We start from the raw sequence: 21,944 nt of genomic DNA, 5'->3' as shown, positions 1-21,944 counted from the left end.
ATAATTATGACAGACAAAGGGCAAGAAGATGAATTTATGAAGCAGTATATGGATACTTGCAAAGAGCAAATAGAAAAATTAGCCAAGGATCCTGAATTGCTTAATCAGGCTTTAAAACCATTTATGCAAATGTCTCAGCAGCTTATGGCTGGCGGTATGTTAGAAGGCGCTATGCCTAACATGATACCTGATTTGGGTGGTATGGATATCAACAAGATGATTGCTCAGATGAAGGAAATGATTGACTACATAAGAGGTAACTATAAGGAACTAATGAAAGAGCGCAGCTCGCAAATTCAAGAGCTTGATGAATCCAGTAAAAAGCTAAGAGGCTTAGTTAAAAAATTGATAGAAAAGATCGAAAGTAAGTAAATAACATCTGGATTTCTGTCATTCTATATACAACTTTCTAGTTGGACGGTAAGTCGAGGTCAATTATTGATGCCATGCAAGTAGTGTAGCTACTTGCATAGCATTTATACCAGTTTTCGTAAATAAATAAGGTACGTTGCTTAAGGCTGCAGTTATAGTGAGGTATTTTTTCTAGTTTGTTTTCTTATTTCTGAGGTTTATAGCTAAGGTTTTCCCTACGTCATACCGCGATTCATTCGCGGTATCTCAGCCGCTAACGAGTAGCGGAATGACGGTTTTTCAAATCGTCGATGAACCTAAGTTACTTTATCTGTAGTATCGGGAACGTAATTGCACATTGGTTTTACAAATTTGAAAATTAGTGTTAAATAAAAATATAAACGCAAAAGGAAAAGAAATGATTGAACTTAAAGGCCCAGAAATTTGTGCAGGCGGAAATAAGAAAAATTTGATTATTTTTTTACATGGTTGGGGCTCAAGTGGCGATAATTTCATTCACCTTGCTAAAGTTATGAGCAAGTTTTTACTGGGTTCATATTTTGCAGTACCCAATGCTCCGTTTGAAAGAGAAATAGGTGATGGTTATCAGTGGTTCAGCTTGGAAGATCGTAGTGAGGAAGCGCTATATAATGGAGTAAAAAATGCTACATCAATTGTAAATCATTTCATTGATACAAAATTAAAGGAGCTTAATTTAAAAGATACGCAACTTTCTTTAGTTGGATTTTCTCAAGGAGCAATGCTTGCAATACATACAGCTCTCACCCGCTCTCAATCCTGTGCATCAGTTGTTGCATACTCTGGTAGATTTCTTTCACCTTCAAAAACTGCACCAGAGATCAAGTCAAAACCTAACATATGTGTTATCCATGGTGATGCTGACGACGTGGTACCTTTTTCGTCCCTCGACTTAGCGGTTAAAGCTCTGAAAGAAAATGGAGTAAATGTTGAAGGACACCCAATTCATGCATTAGGGCATATTATCAATGAAGAGGGAATAAAATTAGGAGTAGAATTTATCAAGAAGAATTTTAAAAATTAATTTTCATGCACTTGTTTTGCTTTGGTTATGGATATGTAGCTAAATTTTTATCGAAAAAATTACTGAACTTAGGTTGGAAAGTCAGTGGCACATCAAGAAGTAAAGATATACAAAATGTAATCCTCTTTAATTATGAGAAGGTTAGCCAAGATCTGCTTAAAAGCGCAACGCACGTTTTAATTTCTATTCCTCCAGATGGTGATGATGTTGTGGAGAGATACGGTGATTGCCTGCAAAATGTAAAATGGCTTGGTTATTTGTCTGCAACTAGCGTCTATGGTGATCACTCTGGTAATTGGGTGAATGAGGAATCTGAAACAAAACCTATAGAAATCAGAGGAGAAAAACGCCTTAAATCTGAAAGGAAGTGGCTAAATAGCAAACTGCCTGTACATATTTTTCGTTTAGCTGGAATATACGGTCCTGGTAGGAACGTGTTAATTGACTTGCAGCTTGGCAAAGCAAGAAATGTGAAAAAAGAAGGGCATTTTTTTTCTCGTATTCACGTTGAAGATATATCGAATATTCTATTTTCTTCCATGCAAAACATAAAACCTGGTGAAATATACAATTGTGCAGACGATTTACCCACTACACAATCTGAAGTGGTAATATATGCGACCAAACTTCTCAATGTTAGCCCTCCAGAACCAATTGAGGCTTCTCCCCTACCAGATTATGCACAGAGTTTTTATTTAGGATCAAAAAAAGTAAGTAATGTTAAAATTAAAAAAGATCTTAATGTCTCTCTAATTTACCCTAACTACAAGGTGGGATTAGAAAGTTTGCATGTAAAAAAAACTGAAATCACATCAGAATGATAGATAGGCTTATTGTCACTGCCATTAAGTTAAGGAAAGAATGGTTAAAAACTGAACTAAAAAGTCAGAAATAATTAAGGATTTATGACAAATGCTGAAACAGAATAGAGTAAACTTTAAAGCAGATAAACTCTGAAGTGTAAATTACTTAAGAAATAGTGACCTTACCCAGAAAAAGTGGAGAGAAAGAAAAGAGTTTTTTTGGGTAAAATAAAATTTTGGAGGATTAGAAATGGTAAGAGAATATACAGCAGAATTCAAATTGGAAGCTGTTAAACTGGCAAATGAACAAAGAAAGGTAGGTCAACCAGTTGCAAAAGTAGCAAGAGATCTAGGAATAAGGGATAGTGTATTAGGAAAATGGATGAAGAAATATAACGAAAAAAAGTCAGCGGCAAATGCATTTCCAGATGTAGCACCTTATGACAAAGAGAGGTTTGATTTACAAAGCAAGAGTAACAAGGGAAAGAGACATTTAAAAAAAAGCCCTGGCCAGTCAAAAAGAGTAAAATATTTTTTTATATAGTAACTGCTATAAAGTACAGGAATTATGTAGGATTTTCTGCTAGTGGCTACTATAAGTGGACCACAAGAAAAATAAGCAGTAGAGAATCAGCAAATAAAGAGCTACTCGAAGCTATTCAAAAAATATATCAAGTTTCTAAATGTAGATATGGAGCTCCTAAAATTCATGCTGAATTGAAGGCTTTGGGTAAAAGTTGCAATTTGAAAACGGTGCAAAGTATTATGCAGAAAAATGACATCAGGGCTATACTGAGAAGAAAGTTTAAAATTAAAAAACAACAAACAGATAATAGAGCTGTAGCTCCCAATATATTAGACCAAAACTTTATTGTTGATCAACCAAATAAAGTATGAGATTACTTACATCAAAACCAAGGAGGGATGGCTATATTTGGCAGCAATAATTCTCACGTATGGTAGTTAATGAGTAGTGCAATAAATAAACAATTTTGGTTATGAACTCTTTATTAATGGCCATTAATAGGCGTAAACCTGTTAAAAATCTACTATTACATAGTGATCAAGGTTCACAATATACTTTGCAAGGTTATCAATATCTCTTATCCATAAAAAACATAGATGAATCATAAAGGTTGTTGTTACGACAATTCTGTTGTGGAAAGCTTCTTCAGTTCTCTAAAAAGGGAGTTACCAATAGACACCTCTCGGCACTCTAAACAGCATATCAAAACTGCTATATTTGAATATATAGAAATTTTTTATAACAAACAACGTCACTATTAACTATTACATTCCAGAACAATTTGATGCATCATTCTTTTTGTAAAAAACATTCCAAACTTTCTCTCCACTTTTTCTGGGTAAGGTCATATGTGTACATCCCCATCATGAATGCTATTTTCGGTAAAATCTCTTACAACGCTCAAAAGCAGAAAAACAAAAACTTGATTTTCTCAGCTAAATAGTGGACCATCAAAAGCACGCATAAATATCTACAATGAAAGAAAAAACTTTCACAATCATCGATGGCTATGGTTTTCTTTTCAGAGCTTACTATGTACTACCTCACTTAATTACCACAACAGGAATGCCAATAGGTGGTGTATATGGCTTTCTGAATATGGTTCTTAAGTACATTGCCCATTCGGACTACTTAACTATAGCACTTGATGCAGGGAAAAAGAATTTTAGGCACAATTTATATCCTGAGTACAAAGCGAACAGAGTAACGCCTCCTGAGGATCTAACTCCACAGTTCACCATACTGAGGGAAGCGGTAGAAGCTTTTAACCTCCGCTATGAAGAGATTGAAGGTTATGAAGCAGATGATATAATTGCAACACTAGCTGCAAAATACGCCAACCACCAAGACTTTAAAGTGGTAGTCGTTTCATCAGATAAAGACTTATTTCAACTCTTGAACCACAATATTTTAATATTCGACCCCATTAAAAATATATATATAGATGAAAAACGAGTAGTAGAAAAATTTGGTGTAAACTCACACAAGCTTCTTGATTTATTTTCTCTAACTGGTGATTCATCTGATAACATTCCAGGCGTTCCAGGAATAGGCCCAAAAACTGCCACTAAATTATTAGATGAATTTGATTCATTGAATAATATTATAGAGAACATTGATAACATTGAGCAAACGAGGATTCGTAATATTCTTACCGAACATAAGGAAAAAGCACTAATTTCAAGAGAACTTTTATCACTATGCGAAAAAGTAGACCTTCAACATGATATTGCAAAATATGAAGTCCATTCTCCAAACATGGAGAAATTGTTATCCTTTTTAAAGAAGTATGAATTCAATTCCTTGATAGGGAAAGTGGAAAAGCTTTTTTCCTATAATGGGTCTAGCACAAAAGAGAAAATAGAATATAGTAGTGAAGAGTTAGAGAAATTTTTGGAGCATTGTAGATATGAAGGCAGAATTGCAATTCATTGCCACTTTGAAGACAACTTATTAAATAAAATTTCCTTATCTTATAGCGAAAGTAATATTTTTTATATAGAGCAAGACAGCATACAAGATGCACTCATTATAATTAACTCAACTTTACTCTCAAATGGAGTGCTTAAAATAATACATAACATTAAAGAGATCAGGAAAATCTTCCCTGCAATAGAGAAGATGTTAGATTCAGTTGATGATTTGATGATAATGTCGTATAGCTTGGATACAGGAAAACATGATCACAGTATTCCAAACATAATTGCACATAATTTGAGTGGAGATGTAGAAATTTTCTCGGCAAAAACTTTAATAGCAATTCATGAAAAGCTAAAGCAAAGGTTATTTCAGGAAAAATTGTTCACAATTTACGAGCGCTTCGATAAGCCACTTATGAAAGTAATATTTGATATGGAGAAAAATGGGATATTACTGAACATACAAAAATTACAGGAGCTGTCCGATAAATTTCAGCAGGTAATTGCCGTGCTTGAAGATGAGATATATAATTTGGCAGGAGAAAGATTTAATATTGCTTCGCCAAAACAATTAAGTGATGTTTTGTTTAACAAAATGGGGCTTAATAAAAAGAAAAAGTCAAAAAAATCTGGATCGTATAGCACCAATTATGAAGTTCTAGAGGCACTCGAAGAAGAAGGGGTAGAAATCGCAAGTAAAATTCTAAATTGGCGACATTTAAGTAAATTAAAAGGCACCTACACTGATGCGCTAATAAAGCAAGTTGATTCCATTGATGGTAGAATACACACAAGCTTTTCAACGACTGCAACTGCAACTGGAAGGCTGAGCTCCAGCAATCCTAATTTACAGAATATTCCTATCAGAAGCGAAGAGGGAAATCTCATCAGACAAGCATTTATTGCGCCAAAAGGGCATAAGATAATTTCTGCTGACTATTCACAAATAGAGTTAAGACTCCTGGCACACGTTGCAAACGTTGCAGCATTTAAAGAAGCTTTTGCAAACGGACAAGATATTCATGAGATCACCGCTAGGCAAGTTTTTGGAGTGCAAGAAATAGATGAGCAATTAAGACGCAAAGCAAAATCCATCAATTTTGGAATTATATATGGCATTAGCCCATTTGGTCTTGCAAAGCGGCTTGGAATTACCATTGCGGAAGCTGCTGAATACATTAATTACTATTTTTCCTGTTACCCAGAAATAAAGGCCTATATGGAAAAAGCAGTGTCTATCGCAAGATTGCATGGTTATGTAGAAACTTTGTTTGGCAGGAGATGCTTTGTAAGAGACATAAACAATACAATTCCTTATATAAGACAATTTGCAGAAAGGGCAGCAATAAACGCACCACTGCAAGGAACCGCTGCTGATATAATAAAACGTGCGACAATTCAGCTTTTTGACCAATTGAAAGTAGGTAAAATAATCCTCCAGGTTCACGATGAACTACTGGTTGAAGTAGAGGACGAAAAGGTACAAGAAACAGCAAAACTTATGAAAGATATAATGGAAAATGCAATAGAAATTTCTGTACCACTTGAAGTAGAAATAAAAGTTGGCGACAACTGGGGTCTAAATTCCCTTAATTATGACTTAAACATCGTGAATTCTAGGAGTATAAATCATTTGAACTAATACGAAAAATATGTTAGAATAGAACATAGCAAATGCAAATAGGTCAGCCATGATAGGCCCACAAGTAAAAAGTTCAAAACCTCCAAAGTTACCTACTCAGGTAACTAACAAAGATGAGAAAGTTTTTAAATTTGAAAAAGAGAAACATCAGTTAATCTATCGTACTTTCCTAGATATTTTTAAAAATCCAGAAAAACTAGAAGAGCAAACGAAACAGGAAATAGAAAAGAAGGAACAGGAAATAGAAAAGAAGAAACAGAAATTGAAAGAAAAACAAAAATTACAGAGTGATCTGAAGTCATTAAAGGAACGGTTACCTCGATTACAGGATGAAAATGAAAAGAAAATTTTTACTTTTGTATTTGAGAATAGTGGAAAGATATTCAACAATGTCAATCCAGAAGATATAAAATCACTCAGTGAAGAGAATTTTTCTCAGTTTTTACTTTCCGTATTTGAGAAAATTAGAGAGAAAAAATTAGCTAATGAGGAGAATCTCAAGAATGGTAAAATAAAAGAAGTAGTAGATGACTGTGTAGCTGATATACGCGGTACAGAAGCTAAAGATTCATCCATAAAGTTTGTATTGGAAATGCTGCTGCTGCTAATTGGAGGGATCAAAATAGACCCGAAAAATATTTCTGGCTCCTTTATGGATGGGATGAAAGAAAAAATACCATTCTTAGGTAAAGACAAGAAAGAAGAGGATGAACCACCACTTAGTGATGAAGAGATGGTAAAAACGTTCTTACGTAAATCTTTATTTCCTATTACTCTTTTTGCTTTTTCAGCATTAATATTTGGCACTGGCCCAATTGCATTAGCAATTAGTGGTGGTCTCCTTGTATGGACTGAAGTAAGTACAATCAAAAGTCTTTTTTCAAATAACAAAAAAGGTACTTTGTATGACCCTAGCTCACAAGATAAAGATGATACAGAAAAGAGAGCAAAATTGAATAAAAAAATTTGCGATGGTATCAATAAAATTTTAGGAACCCCAGTCGAGAAGGCTAAAGGGAGTGAGCAACCCATTTCTGTTTCTGAACAAATTTCCCAAGGAAAAGAAAAGAGTGAACAACAACCTGTTCCTGAGCAAATTTCCCAGGAAAACAACAGGGAAAACGAAGAAAGCAAACAGCAAGATCAACCTTGGACAAGAAAGGAAAACGAACGAAAGGAAGAAAACACAAGCAACAAACAAGCAGGGATTACCCAGGTTTGCCAAAAGTGAGTTGTGTAAGAGGTCTACTATTATTCTATAGCACATACAACAGGAGTATGGTCAGACGGATTTTCTAGCTTACGCAATCTATCATCTATGTAGCATGTTTCCAATTTATCTACAGCTTGTGGTGATAACAGCATATAATCTATGCGCATTCCTTGATTATTTCTGAGTGAATTGCCTTGATAATGCCACCAAGTGAATTGTTGCAAATTTGGGTGAGATATTCTAAACGCATCTTTAAACCCAAGATTCAAGATTGCTCTTAACTTCTCACGTTCTTTTATATGAAAGCACACTTGGCCATTCAATAAATTTGAATCAAAAACATCAATTTCATCCGGTGCAATATTATAATCGCCAGCTATAATAGTTAACTCTTCATTCTTTAACAAAGTGCTCATCCTTTCATATAGATTATCAAAAAACTTGAGTTTATATTCAAATGCTTGAGAGTCCGGGCTTTGACCGTTTGGAACGTATACACTTCCCACCCTTACCTTCTGATTATTGTGCTTTATTATGCACTCTATATAACGCGCTTCTTGATAACCTTCTACAATGTCAATTTTAAACTTTTCCAGTATTGGATATTTAGATAAAACACAAACGCCATTTCTTGCAACTTGTCCATAGATAGCATATTCATATCCTAACTTTTCTATCTCCGCATAAGGAAATTGCTCTTCCGTACATTTTATCTCTTGCAGCAAAACTATATCTATCTGACTATCAACTATAAAACTACAAAGTTGGTTAACTCTTTTACGTATGGAGTTTACATTCCAAGTTGCAATCTTTAGCATCAGCAATCCTTATTAATTATATCAATTAAACTCTCCCCAGTAGGCAACCTCGATGTTATAATTTTTTTCCACTTGATTAACTTTAAACTATCAGCAATGTTTTTACTCATGGTATATGCAACTGTATTATTCATCACATGAGATAGCCCACTTTTTAGAACTAATGAACAAAATACCCTTGCTGTCTGTGAGGAAAAAAAAGCAACACTACCAATTTTACCATCCAACAGTAAATTTTTACACCTATTAGTTAGACTCCTTTTAATGATTGTTTTATAGAGTACAACTTCTCTTACGTTAAAATCTTCTTCAGATAATCTCTTTTTTAGGTCACATGATACTTCTTGTCCTCTTATATATAAGAACTTTATTGCACTTGAATAGTGAGCTTTTATGAATGATATCAGACCATCAACGTTGCTGTCTGCTGAGATTATATCAGAAAATCCCAAATTTTTTGCAGCCTGCATGGTTGAATTACCAACTGTAATAATCGGAAAGTCATCCTCTTTGCATATTTGACTAAAAGCCTTTACACTGTTTTTACTTGTAGATATCACAACGTCAAATTCGTACGCAGATATATCAGGATTTAAGTACTTTATTGTAAATACTGGTTCTATATAAACTTTGTATCCATACTTTCTCAATATATTTCTTGTATTGAACGAATCCAATAAAGGCCTCGTTAATAAAATAGACTTCATTCTGATTTATTTTACTACCAGTAAAATAGTACCCTTTATACACAAATTACTGAATAAAAACTTTTATTTTGATAGCTTGAGCAATTATTCAAGTAATTGATGTGGAAGTAGGAGTACTAAGAGGTTGTCCGGAAACTAGTAAATTCAAGCATATTCCCTCTTTAACATAACCCTACTCATAGCTAGGTATATGAAATTCTCAGTGGATGTTGTGAGTAAATCATACTCCTTCGATAGCCTTCTATTCCTATTAACCCAAGCAAAAGTCCTTTCTACAACCCATCTTCTTGGCTGTACTTTAAACCCTTGTTCTCTTGTTGGTAGTAGCTCAGGTGGCGTATCTTTGTGCACCCAAAATCTACATGGAGGCCTTTTAACAATTTCAATATCTATGTCATATTCTTCCTTTATGTGATTCTTTAAATTTCTTCCTTGGTATCCCATGTCAGCCCACATTTTTTTAACTTTAGTATATTTTGTTCTCATATTGTTTAATGCTATTTTAATACCATCTCTATCATTTTCGTTAGCAGCGCCTACGTAACAACCTAGTATAAAACCCTGAGTGTCTGTAATTATATGCCTTTTTCTACCCTTTACTTTTTTACTTCCATCATAGCCTTTGATCCCCCCTTTTCTGTAGTCTTTACAGATTGACTATCTACTATACAGGCACTCGGCTGCTCATTCCTTCCTATTTTTCTTCTACTATATTTTGTAATTTCATAATTCATTTTCTCAAAAATTCCCTGCTTCTTCCATTGCCTGAACTGCTCATACACAGTCTTCCATAGCGGAAAATCATTTGGTAAATACCGCCATTGACACCCTGTACGCAATACATAGAAAATTGCTTCTAATATTTCTCTTTTGCTATACTTTGGCGGCCTTCCTCCTTTCTTGTATGATACTCTGAAGTGTCTTTCTATTCTTGCCCATTCCCTTTCGCTTAGATCTGTTGGATACTTTTTTCTCATCTTTACCCTGTACTAAAATTTCAGATATTATAGCCTTTTACTTATTTCCGGACAACCTCTAAATGGAGTGAAGGAGTAGAATACTTCCATCGTCGTATAAATCAGGAAAGAAAGGAAAAGATTGATAACCTGATGGTTAAAGCTGTTGCTAATTTATCTGCTATTCAAGCTAACCATAATGTTGCTACCGTTTTAGATTTTCTTCTGCATGAAATAATCACTGATCCAATAAAGCATAAATTACTACTTGAGTTACCAGATAAAGGCAAAGGAGCTATGTATCAGCCTCTTAGCACATTAATACAGTGTGGTTTCGTTGATACAGTTCAAGATGTAATAAAGCACTTATCTCAGGAAAAGGTTTTAGTGTCTGAGGAGAAGAAAATACTTTCACATTGTGGTTACGCGTTTCTCCTTTCCTCGCTTTCAAATTCGATGTTAGAGGATCCTGAGATAGATATTCAAATTAAGGCAAGAATGATTATTGTGAATCTTTGGAAATGCGATCTTTTTGATGAGCATAAAAAAGCTGTGGTTAAATTTTCCAAGAACATAGATCCGATAACAGATGTGCTTGCAGGGTTAATTGTTGATTGGCAACGTGATAATAGCAGTAATAAAATTGTAAAGAAGCATGAAGTGCTGGAAATTTTGCAATTTGTCAAAGATTTTTGTTCAGATAAGGATTTAAAATTATTTAAAGATGGTATCACTAATGATCTAAAAACGGTTTATGTGTCAGGTATGAAAGATGGTATCGACTATAGCAGGGTAGCAGAGGGATTATTTTCTCAGCTAGGGAGGTCTGCACATTTGTCTCCTGAAGGTAGTGGTTTCAGTGATCCACAGACCGTGTTAGAAAGTGCTGGTGTTAGTGGTGTGTCTAGTCGTAGTTATAATTAGGAGTGTTTATGCGGAATGATGATGAAGATACTGAATTAATTCAAGATTTGTTAAATGGAGATTGTGATGAGCTAAATAGAAAAGTTGGACTTTTTTTAGACCAGTGTCCATCTTTTTTACACTCGGTTGGTAGGAGTCGTTTTTTTCCTGCATTCTTTTTCGGCATGTTTGCTACTGCATTTGATTCTGGTATTATAGATTTTGACCCTGGTATTGCAAATGGTGAAAGAATTTACTTTCGTTTTGATAACTATAATAATGGGAAAGGAAATCTAAAAATTGCTGTTCTAACTAATGACGTAGATGAAGATGGCATAAGAATAGTAAGATGCTACACTATTGCTGATAATGAGAACAGTCCTGGATCAAGATTCAGTGAAGAAGAAAGGCTATGGGTAGAAGAGAATCAGTTACAGCACTTACAGGAGGATCTGGCTTGGGAAGAGTATAAAATATTTCAGCGGGGAGAAGAGTGTGTATTGTTTCCTCAAGGAAGGGATTTTGATGGAAATCATGCATCTCCCATCAATAATTTTAGAGAAATTGTTCCAATCATGCAGCAAGGCAACTTATTAGATCGAGTAAATGGGTTAGCAAATAATAACAGTCTAGAAGTAAGAAGAGACATTAGAAGAATTTTACAATACATCGTCAATGTCTACGATGAATATCGCCAAGAATTGAATTTTGATAACGAGTCTGACGATCATGGTTTTTTATCCGGATTTTTATTAAATTTTAGGTACCGCGCTATGGCTGATATCTACCTAGAATTACTTATAGGTAGAGGATATGCAGATATTACTTTGCTTGTGCGTGGTCAGGAAAAATTAAATAATTCAGTTCCCATTATAATTGAACTCAAAGCAGGTCAAGAACACTTTCTAGAGCAAGAACCTTCTTTGGTAAGAAGATTACTTAATCCTACTGAGGGAGAAGTTGCAAGAGATGTAGAAAATTATTTATTGTATCCAGCCTCTTGCACACGTGCAGTACCTGGTTCTAATCCATTTTCCTACACATCTAGGTTTGCGTTTGCAAATATTGCATTTGAAAAAGGTACTGCTCGGATAGGGGGAAATTTGGTAAGAGTAACAAAATACCTATTCAATTACCATAATGACGATAGAATGTTATATCCAGTAAGACAAGGGGCCTCAGGAGTAAATGTTCGAGAACGCGCTCTGACAATGGTTTTGTTTGCACTAAGTATTAACTCACTAGTTGTACTTAACATCCGTCGAATGTTGCGTCACCAGTTTCCAGTAATGGCCTTAGATTTATCACGTCCACATTGGCAAGGTGCTAGAGTGCGTGAAGTATTGTGTGAAATGGTTGATGATAATCCTCAAATAAACGTTATTTTAACACCATTTCAGTCACCTGATGATTATTCAAGAAATCGTGGGCATTTCCACGGTAATCTTTCACGAATAGGTGGTGTTGGACAGGTACACGCAGCTGCAAGTGTAATGATGAATACCGGCTGGCAAGATGTCAATAGGCATACGGAATTATTTCAGGAAATTTCTAATGTGTTGTTTCCATTGTTAGAGCAAAATGCTATACAACCATTAAGGCAAGGATTGGTAACAAGTGAAGCTGAATTTCAAGCTGTATTACATGGGTTATTTTATACTCTTGGCAATCCTGCTAGAGTAGTTATTGAGTTTCAATTAGAAAGAGGTGGAAGAATAGATCTAGTGTTGTCAAGATTTGTGGAAAGAGATGATACTCATCCAATTGGGATAGAGCTAAAATTTGCTGGAACTGCAGGGCAGGTACGGCAAAAAAGTGCAGAAGCGAATCGACAATTACAACGATATACACAATGTGGAGGATGCGAACGTATTACTGATGGAGATCAAATGGTTTTATCATATGCTGTATTCAATAACGGTGCACGAGGACCAGATACTCTAATATCAGTTAGGGATGTTCTTAACGTAAGAGATAACTTAGGACAGTTTTACAGATGATCTTTTATCAATGGAAGTGCTCAGGGTTTGGATGTACTTATAGTGAAATATACATATTAAGTCCAGTAGAGTGTAGGTAAGGTTGAAGGAAGAAAAATAAGATTCTTTGAAGAATAGGGTTTATTTTATGTCTTCTTAAGCTAAAGCCAGCCTTATCAGGTCAAATAAATTTACTGACAAGAGATTTGCCTAATTTAATACCTATTAGCAGCGTGGTAGAAAGTGGTCACGTAGGCAAAGTCGTAATGCTAAGATAGGTTAAATATATAATTTGTCTAGTTTTTAGTACTTTATGCAAAAAGCTGAAAATTTGAACAGCTATCTATTTTTACTATAGACTTACCTCAATTTTTCTTTCTCATATCAAATGAATTAATGTTAATTCAGTAATATATTTTACTAAAAATTTAAATAAAATAACTATTTCCAGTGGTTAAAATCAAGGAACGTGAGAAGTTTTTTCTTTGGAATGCGTTGGTCTACCAAGTGTACCATACGAACTTTTTAATATAGTGATTTTGCTATACGCTAAAACTACCCATATTAGCCCATTTCATCAATATCTACATACGAACTGTTTTGCCTAAGTTTATGGAAACAATTTAAATCTTCTATTTTTATAACCTTATTTTTACGCGGCTTGTTCTTACAAATATACGATCTATTTTCTTTTTAAACAAAGTAAACATTTAAAATTTTTATGATGCTGAGAAATTAAGGTATTGTCTGTAAATTCCAATAGAATTTTTGTATCTGCTCAATATAGAAAATGTTTTTCATAAAGTTTTTATCCTTGGTAATTATAGGTAGCTATTTAATTCTAACTTTTATATAATACCATAAATATTTTTATATGGAGAGTGCAATGCCAAGAACGACAGAACGTCATGCTACAGTACTTAATAAGTTACAAAGTGTTATTGAACATATAGATTCCAAAACTGCTGCTGAAAGGCGTTTAGCTATTGAAAGATGGGTGAAAACTTACATTAGACAGGTAGAATACCTAGAAGATGATAAGCTACAATTCTTGTACAAAATGTTTCGTGATGAGAGTTGTTGGTCAGATACAAAATTAAATAATGCAATCTTAGGACAGAAGCTCACTGAAGAAAAGATAGAAGCAATAGATAACCCATTCTGTAGGTATAACATGGCTTGCAGGTATTGTGTAGTAGATAAAATTCATCCGCTCTTTCAAGAGCAATTTGAGTCTTATAAAGGTAGAGTTTCTCCTGATGCAGTAGACATGGAGGGTAATCCTGTGAATGACAAGTACATAAGAAATGATTTGCTAGACTCCATGGAAAGTTATGATCCTGTGTTCAGCTTTTGGATTGATAGAGAGTCTGAAGAATTAAAATTAAAAGAATACAGTAATATAGGTGGCTTCAGAAAAGCTGTAGATTTTAAATGGAGTCAGGGAGTGGAATATTTCTATAATCTCTTGAGTGAGCAACAGGGAAAAGAGGAAGTTACTAATGCAGTTATAACCTTATCCTCTATTCAATCTAACTTTAATCGTGCTACTGTTTTGGATTTTTGTTTGCATAAAATGGATGACTCAACAAAACGTGAGCTGTTAGTTAAATTATCAGAAAAAGATCAGGGAGTATATTCGCTTCTTAATGGGTTAATCAAGTGGAGTTTTCTTGATACAGTCCAAGATATGATAAAGCGCTTGTGCTATGAAGAAGTTTCGGTGCCTACAGATAAAATACTTTCAGGTCGTGATTATGGACTCCTACTTTCCTCTCTTTCAAATGTGATATTGGAAAATCCTGAGTTAAGTGCTCAAGCTAGGTCAACCATTATGGGTATTTGGAGGTGCAATCGCTTTAGTGAGCATAAAAAGCTAGTTCTTTTTTCCGATGATAAAGCTCTAGTTACACCTGTATTCGCTGCATTCATTACAGATTGGAATAGAAATAAAGCTGGAGGTGATGTTGGAATAAAAGATCAGATATTAGAAATTTTACGGTTTGCAGAAGAGAATTGTTCATCAGAAGATCTTGCAAGTTTTAAAGATTACGTAGTTAATGACTTAAAAATGGTTAGTATGCCTGGTATGGTAAGGAATATTTCCTATAGTAAGCTAATGGGGGAGTTGTTTTATGAAGTAAGTGTTTCTAGTGATCTCCGTACCGAACTAGCATCTCCTGGTGTTAGTGGTTTGTCTAGTCATAGTAAGTAGAGGTGTTTTATGCATAACAATGGTGAAAATATAGGGTTAGTTAGAAGTTTGCTAGATGGAGAATATCAGAAATTTGAAGAAAGGTTCGAGTCTTTTTTAGATCAATGTCCATCTTTTCTGCATTCAGTTGGTAAGGATCGCTTTTTCCCTGCATTCTTTTTCGGTATGTTTGCTACTGCATTTGATTCTGATATTGCAAAGGACAGTGAAAGAATTTTCTTTCGTTTTGACAATGATCCAGATAACCCTAGAAAAGGAAATTTAAAGGTTGCTATTTTAACTGAAGACAGAAACGGCAGGCAAATAGTAAGGTGCTACACTATTGCTGACAGGACAAACAGCATTGGTTCAAGATTCAGTGAAGAAGAGAAACAGTGGGTAGAACGTAAACTGCAGGGGGATGGTACTAAAAGAAGAAAACTAGAATTAGAATGGGAAGAGTATAAAATATTTGTATGGGCAGAAAATCTAGGAGAAGACGAAAAAGAGGAAGCAATAAGATGTAAGCGATTTTCTGAAGATGAAGCATTTACTCAAGATTCAGCATCTCTGTGCGATGGTTTTGAAGAGGTTGTCAGAACTATGCAGCAAGGTAACTTATCAAATTTGTTAGGAAGATTGGCAAGTAATAACGCAGATTATGTTTTTGCTACCATTAGGAACGTTTTCAATTACATAATTGACATCTACAATAGATATAATCATGTACTAGATTTCAATGGCAAGGAGTCAGACTATCATGGCTTTCTGTCAGGGTTTTTGATGAACTTTAGGTATCGCCACACGGCTGGCATTTATCTTGAGTTATTTGTAGGAGGTGGATATACAGATATTACTTTCCTTATACGTGGAGTGGATAGGCTAAGGGATTCTGTTCCTATTATAATCGAGCTCAAAGCTGGAGGAGAGAGTGCTGATCAAGCATTGGAACAAGCTGAAAATTACGTCATAAGATGTCCTGTCTCATCTATATCAATTCATACTTCATCAGGTAGTGCTGTCTGTGTTGGATTAAATTTTGATTTAGATGAGGATCAGCGTTTGCGGCTTAGCACTCAAGACTTTCTGGATAAAGGGTCTTCTTTATTGGAAAGGCTATTTAATGGTTCTGTAGACGAGATTAGAGAGAACGTTAGAAATTATTTATTATATCCATCTTTTGGTGTACCTGCCGTACCTGACGTAAGAGGTACTAATAGCAGAGTGTTTTCCTATACGACTGGATTTGCATTTGCGAAAAAAAGGATTATGGTAGCAGGAGGAAATTGGGTAGATGTAACTAAATACCTGTTCAATTACCACGATAACGATAAAATGCTAGGCCCGCAAGGAAGGGTTGCACAAGTAAATGTTCGGGACCGTGCCTTAACTATGGTTTTACGGGCATTATGGCAAGGAAAAGAAAGAATTATTGTGCTTGATGTTCGTCATGCGTTAGCTCACCAATTTCCCATACAAGGTCTAGACTTGTCACGTTGGCCAGATGCTAGAGTATATGAAGTAGCATGCACGTTGAATCCAAGGAGAAGAGATGAGGATGATCTTGGTTTAGCAGTTGATGTGACACCATTTCAATCACCTGCCGATTATCTACAGAGTAAGGGCAATCAGTCTTTTCAAGGTGAGCTTTTAACAATAGGTGGTGTTAGTAATATACACAGCACTGCAAATGTTATGATGAATACAGGCTGGCAAGATATCAATAGGCATAAGGCATTATTTCAAGCAATTTCCAAAGTGTTATTTACGTTAAAGTGGGTAGTGAATAGAAATAATGCCCGAGAGGTTGGGTTTCATTCTGTGTTGCATGGATTGTTTTATACTTGTGATAATCCAGCTAGGATAATTATAGAGTTCCAGTTGGGAGGAGGAGAGAAGATAGATTTGGTGTTATTAAGGTCTGCAGAAAGTAGAGGTGGTGTTCATCCAATTGCGAAAGAGCTGAAGTTTGCTGATGATTACGAACTACAGAGTAAAATACAAGAGGCAAATAATCAGTTAAATAGTTATTTGCAATGTAGAGGATATAAGCGTATTACCGATGGAGACACAGTAGTTTTATCGTATGCCATATGGAATGATCGTGCGCAGAGGCCAGATACTCTTATATCAGTTAAGGATGTTCTTCGTATAAAGGACAACTTAGGACACAGTTCTGCAGATGATCTTCCTGGCAGATGAGGGTTATTGAGAATTTACATATAAAATTAAGTATATAATAGATTATACTGGTAAAATGTATATGATAGCAGGCTCAAAGTCATATGAAGCTACGGTAGGAGAATACAACTCTCTAAAAAATATGAAAAATTATACTTGTATTGACTCTTAATTTATGCTAATTATTGCACATGATGTATTTATAGATTGAGGGAGTGTGGTGTTAGGGTATATCTCAAAGGATGGGCAGGTCTGTGCAAGTGATGGGTTAGCTACTGAAGGACAGCATACGGAGCGTTTTGGTCAGCACACTCTTGAAGGAAGCACATCATCGTTAAGTAAAGAACAAACTGATGACTGGAATGAGTCCATTGTTGAAGATAAAAATACTGTTGTTGAAAGTTATTTTATTCCAGAAAACTCAATTTTAATGAATTTAGCAAACCTGTTAACTGAGAGCGAAAAAGTTTCAATTAAGGTTAGAGATTTGTATGTTACAATTCCAGATGACCACAAGGCTGTTCCTCCGAGAGGAATTGTTAGTATTATTGAGGTATTAAAGAATCTCTCTAACAATAGCGGGTTAAGCATTAATTTTCCTCATACTGATGTTCGGAGTATTATTCTAATTTCTAAAAAGTCTAACCTAGAGTTCAGGCTTTCTTTCTCTAGTCATGATATCTATGAACTTTATCTGCGCATGATTGATAAAGAAAGCCTAGAAATATTATCTAAAGAAATAAGTCTAGTTACAGCTAGTCCTTTTGATGGTCTACCTACTATTAAAATGCCAGCTTTAGCACAAAAAAGCGGTAAAGATAATCCCAGTAGCTCAATGGATGATAATCTAACTCCCCTCAGTGAGGTTGATACTAGGCTTCAAAGTGATGAACAAGGTTTACAGCCAGAAATTTTATCTACTAGTCTAACAGGAACTAGCACGAATAAGGGACGAGAGCAAGATTATCTTAATGATAGTGAAATAGTTGTGGCTAGTAATATGGCTCTCAATACTTCGGGTATTGATGGTATATTAGACATCAACCCATTTGCTAACTTGGATGAGGATCGGATTAATACAAGTACTCCGACTAAACAGATCAGCTTATGTGAGCCGTCTTCCATAAGTGAATATCTAGTTAATGAGAGCGAACTTAGTGACAGGATGAATTTAAAGGGTGCAAGTAGAATGGCTGAACTTATTAGACTGATAGCTGGCGTATTCATTGATATGAGAGGAATAATAGAAGAACTAAGTATTCCCTTGTTAGGTCAAAAGATAAAAGATATAAGAGAATATTTAAAAGATTTTCTTTCTGTAGTAGAGGAACTGATCAACGAACGTAGCAAAAATCGCCTACAAGATAAGTCTGAAGAAAATCACGAAGCTTGCTTACAACAAATTTATGATTTAAAATCAAAATTGAAAATAGAAGAAAGAATTAATTCTTCTATAGATCAGAAAAATCAACAATTAACCGAAAAAAAACTCCAGCTTGCAAAAGATAATCAGGATTTTCTTGGTAAATGTAAAGAGCTGGGTAATCTTCTGTGTGACAAACACAAAGAGCTAGAGGAGCAATGTAGTACTCAGCAAAGTCTAAAGGAACGTCTAGGTACGTTGCTTGCAGAGAATAAGCATTTGAAGGAAGAAATAGACGGTATGAACAAGTTTTACAAACACCTTCCAGAACGAACTGAGGAAAAAAGTGGTGCTACAAAAATAGGAAAAATAAGCAAATCGAGAGAAGTTACTCAATCGAATAACGGGTATCATAAGGAAGTCAAAATTGAACAAGAGTTGAGACAAAAGATAGATGAAATGCAGAGAAAAATAGGTGAATTGCTGTCAGAAAATAGTATGTTACTAGAGGAATTAAGGTCAAAATGTGAACAAGTAGGGGATGCTGTAGAAAGCTTAAGTACCGAGATCTCAAGTTTTCGCTCTGAACAAAATTTGTATAATGAGCTTGAGGCTGTTAAACGAAGAGAAGAGCTCGATAACTCAGACCAAGCTGAAATGTACTTAAAGAATGGTGATCTAGTTAATGTGACACAAGGTTATAGTAAAAAGGCTGATAACCCAACTAAACTTACTGAACAGTTTAAAGCAGTAAAGTCTCAACTCTTGATGGCAAGCACTTATAGTAGAAAGCAGATGACCTATGCTTCTGTTTCTCTTGTGTTGTCTGGGGCGTTTTCTGTTGGTGCAAGTTTAACGATGTTTAATTTAGCAATATGTATTTCGCTTACCGTGGCTGCGTTAACTTTTCTTGCAGTATGGTGTTACTGTTCTTATAAGGCAAGTACAGCGCTTAGTAATATTGAAGTTGATCAAATCGGAAATTGTGTTAATCTACGGCTTCAGGAACTCAGGTAGCCTAAGTTGGGAAGGGTTAAGTTTTGAGTTAATGGAGAGGTTCTTCTAAATCATTGGTGTTTGTGTTTTTTAGGAATGCTCTCTTGCGTTGGATTGGAAGGATTGTTCTATAGTATTTTCTAAAATGAATGATAAATTTCCATTATGGTATTACCAACCAAAAGTTGTAAGTCTGTATATTTATGCATTAAAGGTCTGAGGCGGCTTTTGATGGTATTCCAACAATGCTCTATAGGGTTCAAATCTGGTGAATATGTTGGTAGATAGAGCAAACGGCATCTAGCATTATCTATTAACTCCTTTGTTTTGGGAGTTTTATGGAATGTGGCATTGTCCATAACTATTGTAGTACCATGTGGCAATTTAGGTAATAACATCTTCTCTAACCATGTATTGAATACCTCTTTGTCACACCCACCTTTGAAAGTCATTGGTGCAATAAATCTCTTTCCAATCCACCCGCCTATTATACTGATTCTCTCTCGTTTTCTTCCTGGAATATCTGCATAAATTTTCTTTCCTATTGGAGCACGTCCATACTCTCGGTATAACCTATTATCAACTCCTGCTTCATCTATATATAAGATGCTGGAATGGTCTATTTTTGAGATTTTATCGGTAAATCGCTGCCTATCTTCTTGATTGCGCTCTTGATATAGTGTAACTTTTTTTTAAAGTAATTCTTAGCTGTTTCAGCCTATACCAAATTGAATTTATTCCAAATCCAAGATTTTGTTTCATCTCTGCCAGCGTATGATCTGGATTCTTTTTAACATATTCTTCGAGTATTTTTGGGTCTATTTTTCGAATAAAGCTGCCGTTTTTCGATGGCCTTAGGCTTTCACCAGCGGCTTTCTTTCTTAACCAGCGGTACAGAGTTGCTATTCCTATCTCCAAAAGCTCTGCCACCTCAACCTTTGACTTCCCTTTTTCTATCATCGATACTGCCCTTTCCCTTAAATCCACACTATACGCCATTATAACTCAAATAGCTTATTATACCTTTATCATTTACTTTGGGAAGTACTATATGAGGTTGTCCGGAAACTAGTAAATTCAAGCATATTCCCTCTTTAACATAACCCTACTCATAGCTAGGTATATGAAATTCTCAGTGGATGTTGTGAGTAAATCATACTCCTTCGATAGCCTTCTATTCCTATTAACCCAAGCAAAAGTCCTTTCTACAACCCATCTTCTTGGCTGTACTTTAAACCCTTGTTCTCTTGTTGGTAGTAGCTCAGGTGGCGTATCTTTGTGCACCCAAAATCTACATGGAGGCCTTTTAACAATTTCAATATCTATGTCATATTCTTCCTTTATGTGATTCTTTAAATTTCTTCCTTGGTATCCCATGTCAGCCCACATTTTTTTAACTTTAGTATATTTTGTTCTCATATTGTTTAGAGGTTGTCCGGAAATAAGTAAAAGGCTATAATATCTGAAATTTTAGTACGGGGTAAAGATGAGAAAAAAGTATCCAACAGATCTAAGCGAAAGGGAATGGGCAAGAATAGAAAAACACTTCAGAGTATCATACAAGAAAGGAGGAAGGCCGCCAAAGTATAGCAAAAGAGAAATATTAGAAGCAATTTTCTATGTATTGCGTACAGGGTGTCAATGGCGGTATTTACCAAATGATTTTCCGCTATGGAAGACTGTGTATGAGCAGTTCAGGCAATGGAAGAAGCAGGGAATTTTTGAGAAAATGAATTATGAAATTACAAAATATAGTAGAAGAAAAATAGGAAGGAATGAGCAGCCGAGTGCCTGTATAGTAGATAGTCAATCTGTAAAGACTACAGAAAAGGGGGGATCAAAGGCTATGATGGAAGTAAAAAAGTAAAGGGTAGAAAAAGGCATATAATTACAGACACTCAGGGTTTTATACTATAGTACTTCCCAAAGTAAATGATAAAGGTATAATAAGCTATTTGAGTTATAATGGCGTATAGTGTGGATTTAAGGGAAAGGGCAGTATCGATGATAGAAAAAGGGAAGTCAAAGGTTGAGGTGGCAGAGCTTTTGGAGATAGGAATAGCAACTCTGTACCGCTGGTTAAGAAAGAAAGCCGCTGGTGAAAGCCTAAGGCCATCGAAAAACGGCAGCTTTATTCGAAAAATAGACCCAAAAATACTCGAAGAATATGTTAAAAAGAATCCAGATCATACGCTGGCAGAGATGAAACAAAATCTTGGATTTGGAATAAATTCAATTTGGTATAGGCTGAAACAGCTAAGAATTACTTTAAAAAAAAGTTACACTATATCAAGAGCGCAATCAAGAAGATAGGCAGCGATTTACCGATA

Annotated in this window: 19 protein-coding genes and 3 pseudogenes; 16 read left to right on the top strand and 6 right to left on the bottom strand. The window is 35.2% G+C overall.

The annotated features are described in order from the left end of the window. The first annotated feature begins 6 nt into the window (after nucleotides 1–6). From AAGD62_RS02880 to AAGD62_RS02845, 9 genes are all read left to right on the top strand, one after another. The gene (locus tag AAGD62_RS02880) at nucleotides 7–372 is read left to right on the top strand and encodes a hypothetical protein (RefSeq protein ID WP_155968949.1); all 366 of its coding nucleotides are present in this window, start codon (nucleotides 7–9) and stop codon (nucleotides 370–372) included. A 397-nt stretch (nucleotides 373–769) separates the two neighbouring features. Beyond that, nucleotides 770–1,414 (top strand): alpha/beta hydrolase, encoded by a 645-nt coding sequence (locus AAGD62_RS02875; protein ID WP_015589325.1) that lies wholly within the window; start codon nucleotides 770–772, stop codon nucleotides 1,412–1,414. 5 nt (nucleotides 1,415–1,419) lie between these two features. After that, a complete protein-coding gene (locus tag AAGD62_RS02870) occupies nucleotides 1,420–2,235 on the top strand; it encodes an SDR family oxidoreductase (RefSeq protein WP_155968951.1) in 816 nt (271 codons plus the stop codon). Between the two features lie 232 nt (nucleotides 2,236–2,467). Beyond that, nucleotides 2,468–2,761, top strand: coding sequence for a transposase (locus AAGD62_RS02865; RefSeq protein ID WP_007548709.1), 294 nt, complete (start codon nucleotides 2,468–2,470; stop codon nucleotides 2,759–2,761). Beyond that, entirely contained in the window at nucleotides 2,746–3,114 is a 369-nt protein-coding gene (locus AAGD62_RS02860) for an IS3 family transposase (protein WP_155968462.1), read from the top strand. The genes AAGD62_RS02865 and AAGD62_RS02860 overlap by 16 nt, the downstream gene beginning before the upstream one ends. A 101-nt stretch (nucleotides 3,115–3,215) precedes the next feature. After that, nucleotides 3,216–3,350, top strand: a complete 135-nt coding sequence (locus tag AAGD62_RS02855; RefSeq protein ID WP_269203991.1) for a hypothetical protein — start codon at nucleotides 3,216–3,218, stop codon at nucleotides 3,348–3,350. After that, on the top strand, nucleotides 3,340–3,504 hold the full coding sequence (locus AAGD62_RS06860) for an IS3 family transposase (protein WP_151807939.1): 165 nt from the start codon (nucleotides 3,340–3,342) through the stop codon (nucleotides 3,502–3,504). The genes AAGD62_RS02855 and AAGD62_RS06860 overlap by 11 nt, the downstream gene beginning before the upstream one ends. Nucleotides 3,505–3,718: 214 nt before the next feature. Continuing rightward, nucleotides 3,719–6,304, top strand: coding sequence for a DNA polymerase I (gene polA, locus AAGD62_RS02850; RefSeq protein ID WP_155968953.1), 2,586 nt, complete (start codon nucleotides 3,719–3,721; stop codon nucleotides 6,302–6,304). A gap of 49 nt (nucleotides 6,305–6,353) precedes the next feature. Continuing rightward, the gene (locus AAGD62_RS02845; protein ID WP_213863618.1) at nucleotides 6,354–7,535 is read left to right on the top strand and encodes a hypothetical protein; all 1,182 of its coding nucleotides are present in this window, start codon (nucleotides 6,354–6,356) and stop codon (nucleotides 7,533–7,535) included. Between the two features lie 20 nt (nucleotides 7,536–7,555). On the opposite strand, the gene AAGD62_RS02840 is transcribed toward AAGD62_RS02845, so the two are convergent. The 3 genes and pseudogenes from AAGD62_RS02840 to AAGD62_RS02830 form a co-directional block, all read right to left on the bottom strand. Continuing rightward, on the bottom strand, nucleotides 7,556–8,335 hold the full coding sequence (locus tag AAGD62_RS02840) for an exodeoxyribonuclease III (protein ID WP_151807813.1): 780 nt from the start codon (nucleotides 8,333–8,335) through the stop codon (nucleotides 7,556–7,558). Next, nucleotides 8,335–9,042 carry a uroporphyrinogen-III synthase gene (locus AAGD62_RS02835; RefSeq protein WP_155968957.1) on the bottom strand — a complete coding sequence of 236 codons (708 nt, stop codon included), beginning with the start codon at nucleotides 9,040–9,042 and terminating at the stop codon, nucleotides 8,335–8,337. The genes AAGD62_RS02840 and AAGD62_RS02835 overlap by 1 nt, the downstream gene beginning before the upstream one ends. Nucleotides 9,043–9,186: 144 nt before the next feature. Then, a pseudogene (locus AAGD62_RS02830) lies at nucleotides 9,187–10,019 on the bottom strand (IS5 family transposase). A 132-nt stretch (nucleotides 10,020–10,151) separates the two neighbouring features. Here AAGD62_RS02830 and AAGD62_RS02825 point away from each other — a divergent pair. From AAGD62_RS02825 to AAGD62_RS02805, 5 genes are all read left to right on the top strand, one after another. After that, complete coding sequence (locus tag AAGD62_RS02825; RefSeq protein ID WP_341812768.1) at nucleotides 10,152–10,922, top strand: hypothetical protein; 771 nt, start codon at nucleotides 10,152–10,154, stop codon at nucleotides 10,920–10,922. Nucleotides 10,923–10,930: 8 nt separating this feature from the next. Beyond that, nucleotides 10,931–12,901 carry a hypothetical protein gene (locus AAGD62_RS02820; RefSeq protein WP_265031850.1) on the top strand — a complete coding sequence of 657 codons (1,971 nt, stop codon included), beginning with the start codon at nucleotides 10,931–10,933 and terminating at the stop codon, nucleotides 12,899–12,901. Between the two features lie 853 nt (nucleotides 12,902–13,754). After that, the gene (locus tag AAGD62_RS02815; protein WP_341812766.1) at nucleotides 13,755–15,095 is read left to right on the top strand and encodes a hypothetical protein; all 1,341 of its coding nucleotides are present in this window, start codon (nucleotides 13,755–13,757) and stop codon (nucleotides 15,093–15,095) included. Between the two features lie 9 nt (nucleotides 15,096–15,104). Next, nucleotides 15,105–17,276: a hypothetical protein gene (locus AAGD62_RS02810; protein ID WP_341812765.1), complete on the top strand. Its 2,172-nt coding sequence runs from the start codon at nucleotides 15,105–15,107 to the stop codon at nucleotides 17,274–17,276. 199 nt (nucleotides 17,277–17,475) lie between these two features. Next, nucleotides 17,476–19,635 (top strand): hypothetical protein, encoded by a 2,160-nt coding sequence (locus AAGD62_RS02805; protein ID WP_231115902.1) that lies wholly within the window; start codon nucleotides 17,476–17,478, stop codon nucleotides 19,633–19,635. A gap of 119 nt (nucleotides 19,636–19,754) precedes the next feature. Here the strand turns inward: AAGD62_RS02805 and AAGD62_RS02800 are convergent, their stop codons facing one another. The 3 genes and pseudogenes from AAGD62_RS02800 to AAGD62_RS02790 all read right to left on the bottom strand — a co-directional run. Beyond that, nucleotides 19,755–20,237 carry an IS630 family transposase gene (locus AAGD62_RS02800; RefSeq protein WP_231115908.1) on the bottom strand — a complete coding sequence of 161 codons (483 nt, stop codon included), beginning with the start codon at nucleotides 20,235–20,237 and terminating at the stop codon, nucleotides 19,755–19,757. A 28-nt stretch (nucleotides 20,238–20,265) separates the two neighbouring features. Next, complete coding sequence (locus tag AAGD62_RS02795; protein WP_155968342.1) at nucleotides 20,266–20,613, bottom strand: IS630 transposase-related protein; 348 nt, start codon at nucleotides 20,611–20,613, stop codon at nucleotides 20,266–20,268. A 78-nt stretch (nucleotides 20,614–20,691) separates the two neighbouring features. Further along, nucleotides 20,692–21,042 (bottom strand): annotated as a pseudogene (locus AAGD62_RS02790) (IS5-like element ISWpi1 family transposase); the annotation flags it as partial. A 58-nt stretch (nucleotides 21,043–21,100) separates the two neighbouring features. Between AAGD62_RS02790 and AAGD62_RS02785 the strand changes: the two are divergent. Continuing rightward, nucleotides 21,101–21,528: pseudogene (locus tag AAGD62_RS02785) on the top strand (IS5-like element ISWpi1 family transposase); the annotation flags it as partial. Between the two features lie 51 nt (nucleotides 21,529–21,579). Next, nucleotides 21,580–21,927 (top strand): IS630 transposase-related protein, encoded by a 348-nt coding sequence (locus AAGD62_RS02780; protein ID WP_155968342.1) that lies wholly within the window; start codon nucleotides 21,580–21,582, stop codon nucleotides 21,925–21,927. Nucleotides 21,928–21,944 lie beyond the last annotated feature (17 nt).

It is taken from the genome of Wolbachia endosymbiont (group A) of Eristalinus aeneus, assembly GCF_964026915.1.
Classification (GTDB): domain Bacteria; phylum Pseudomonadota; class Alphaproteobacteria; order Rickettsiales; family Anaplasmataceae; genus Wolbachia; species Wolbachia pipientis.
The sequence above is the reverse complement of the archived record's forward strand: the minus strand, read 5'-3'. Positions and strand labels throughout refer to the sequence as shown.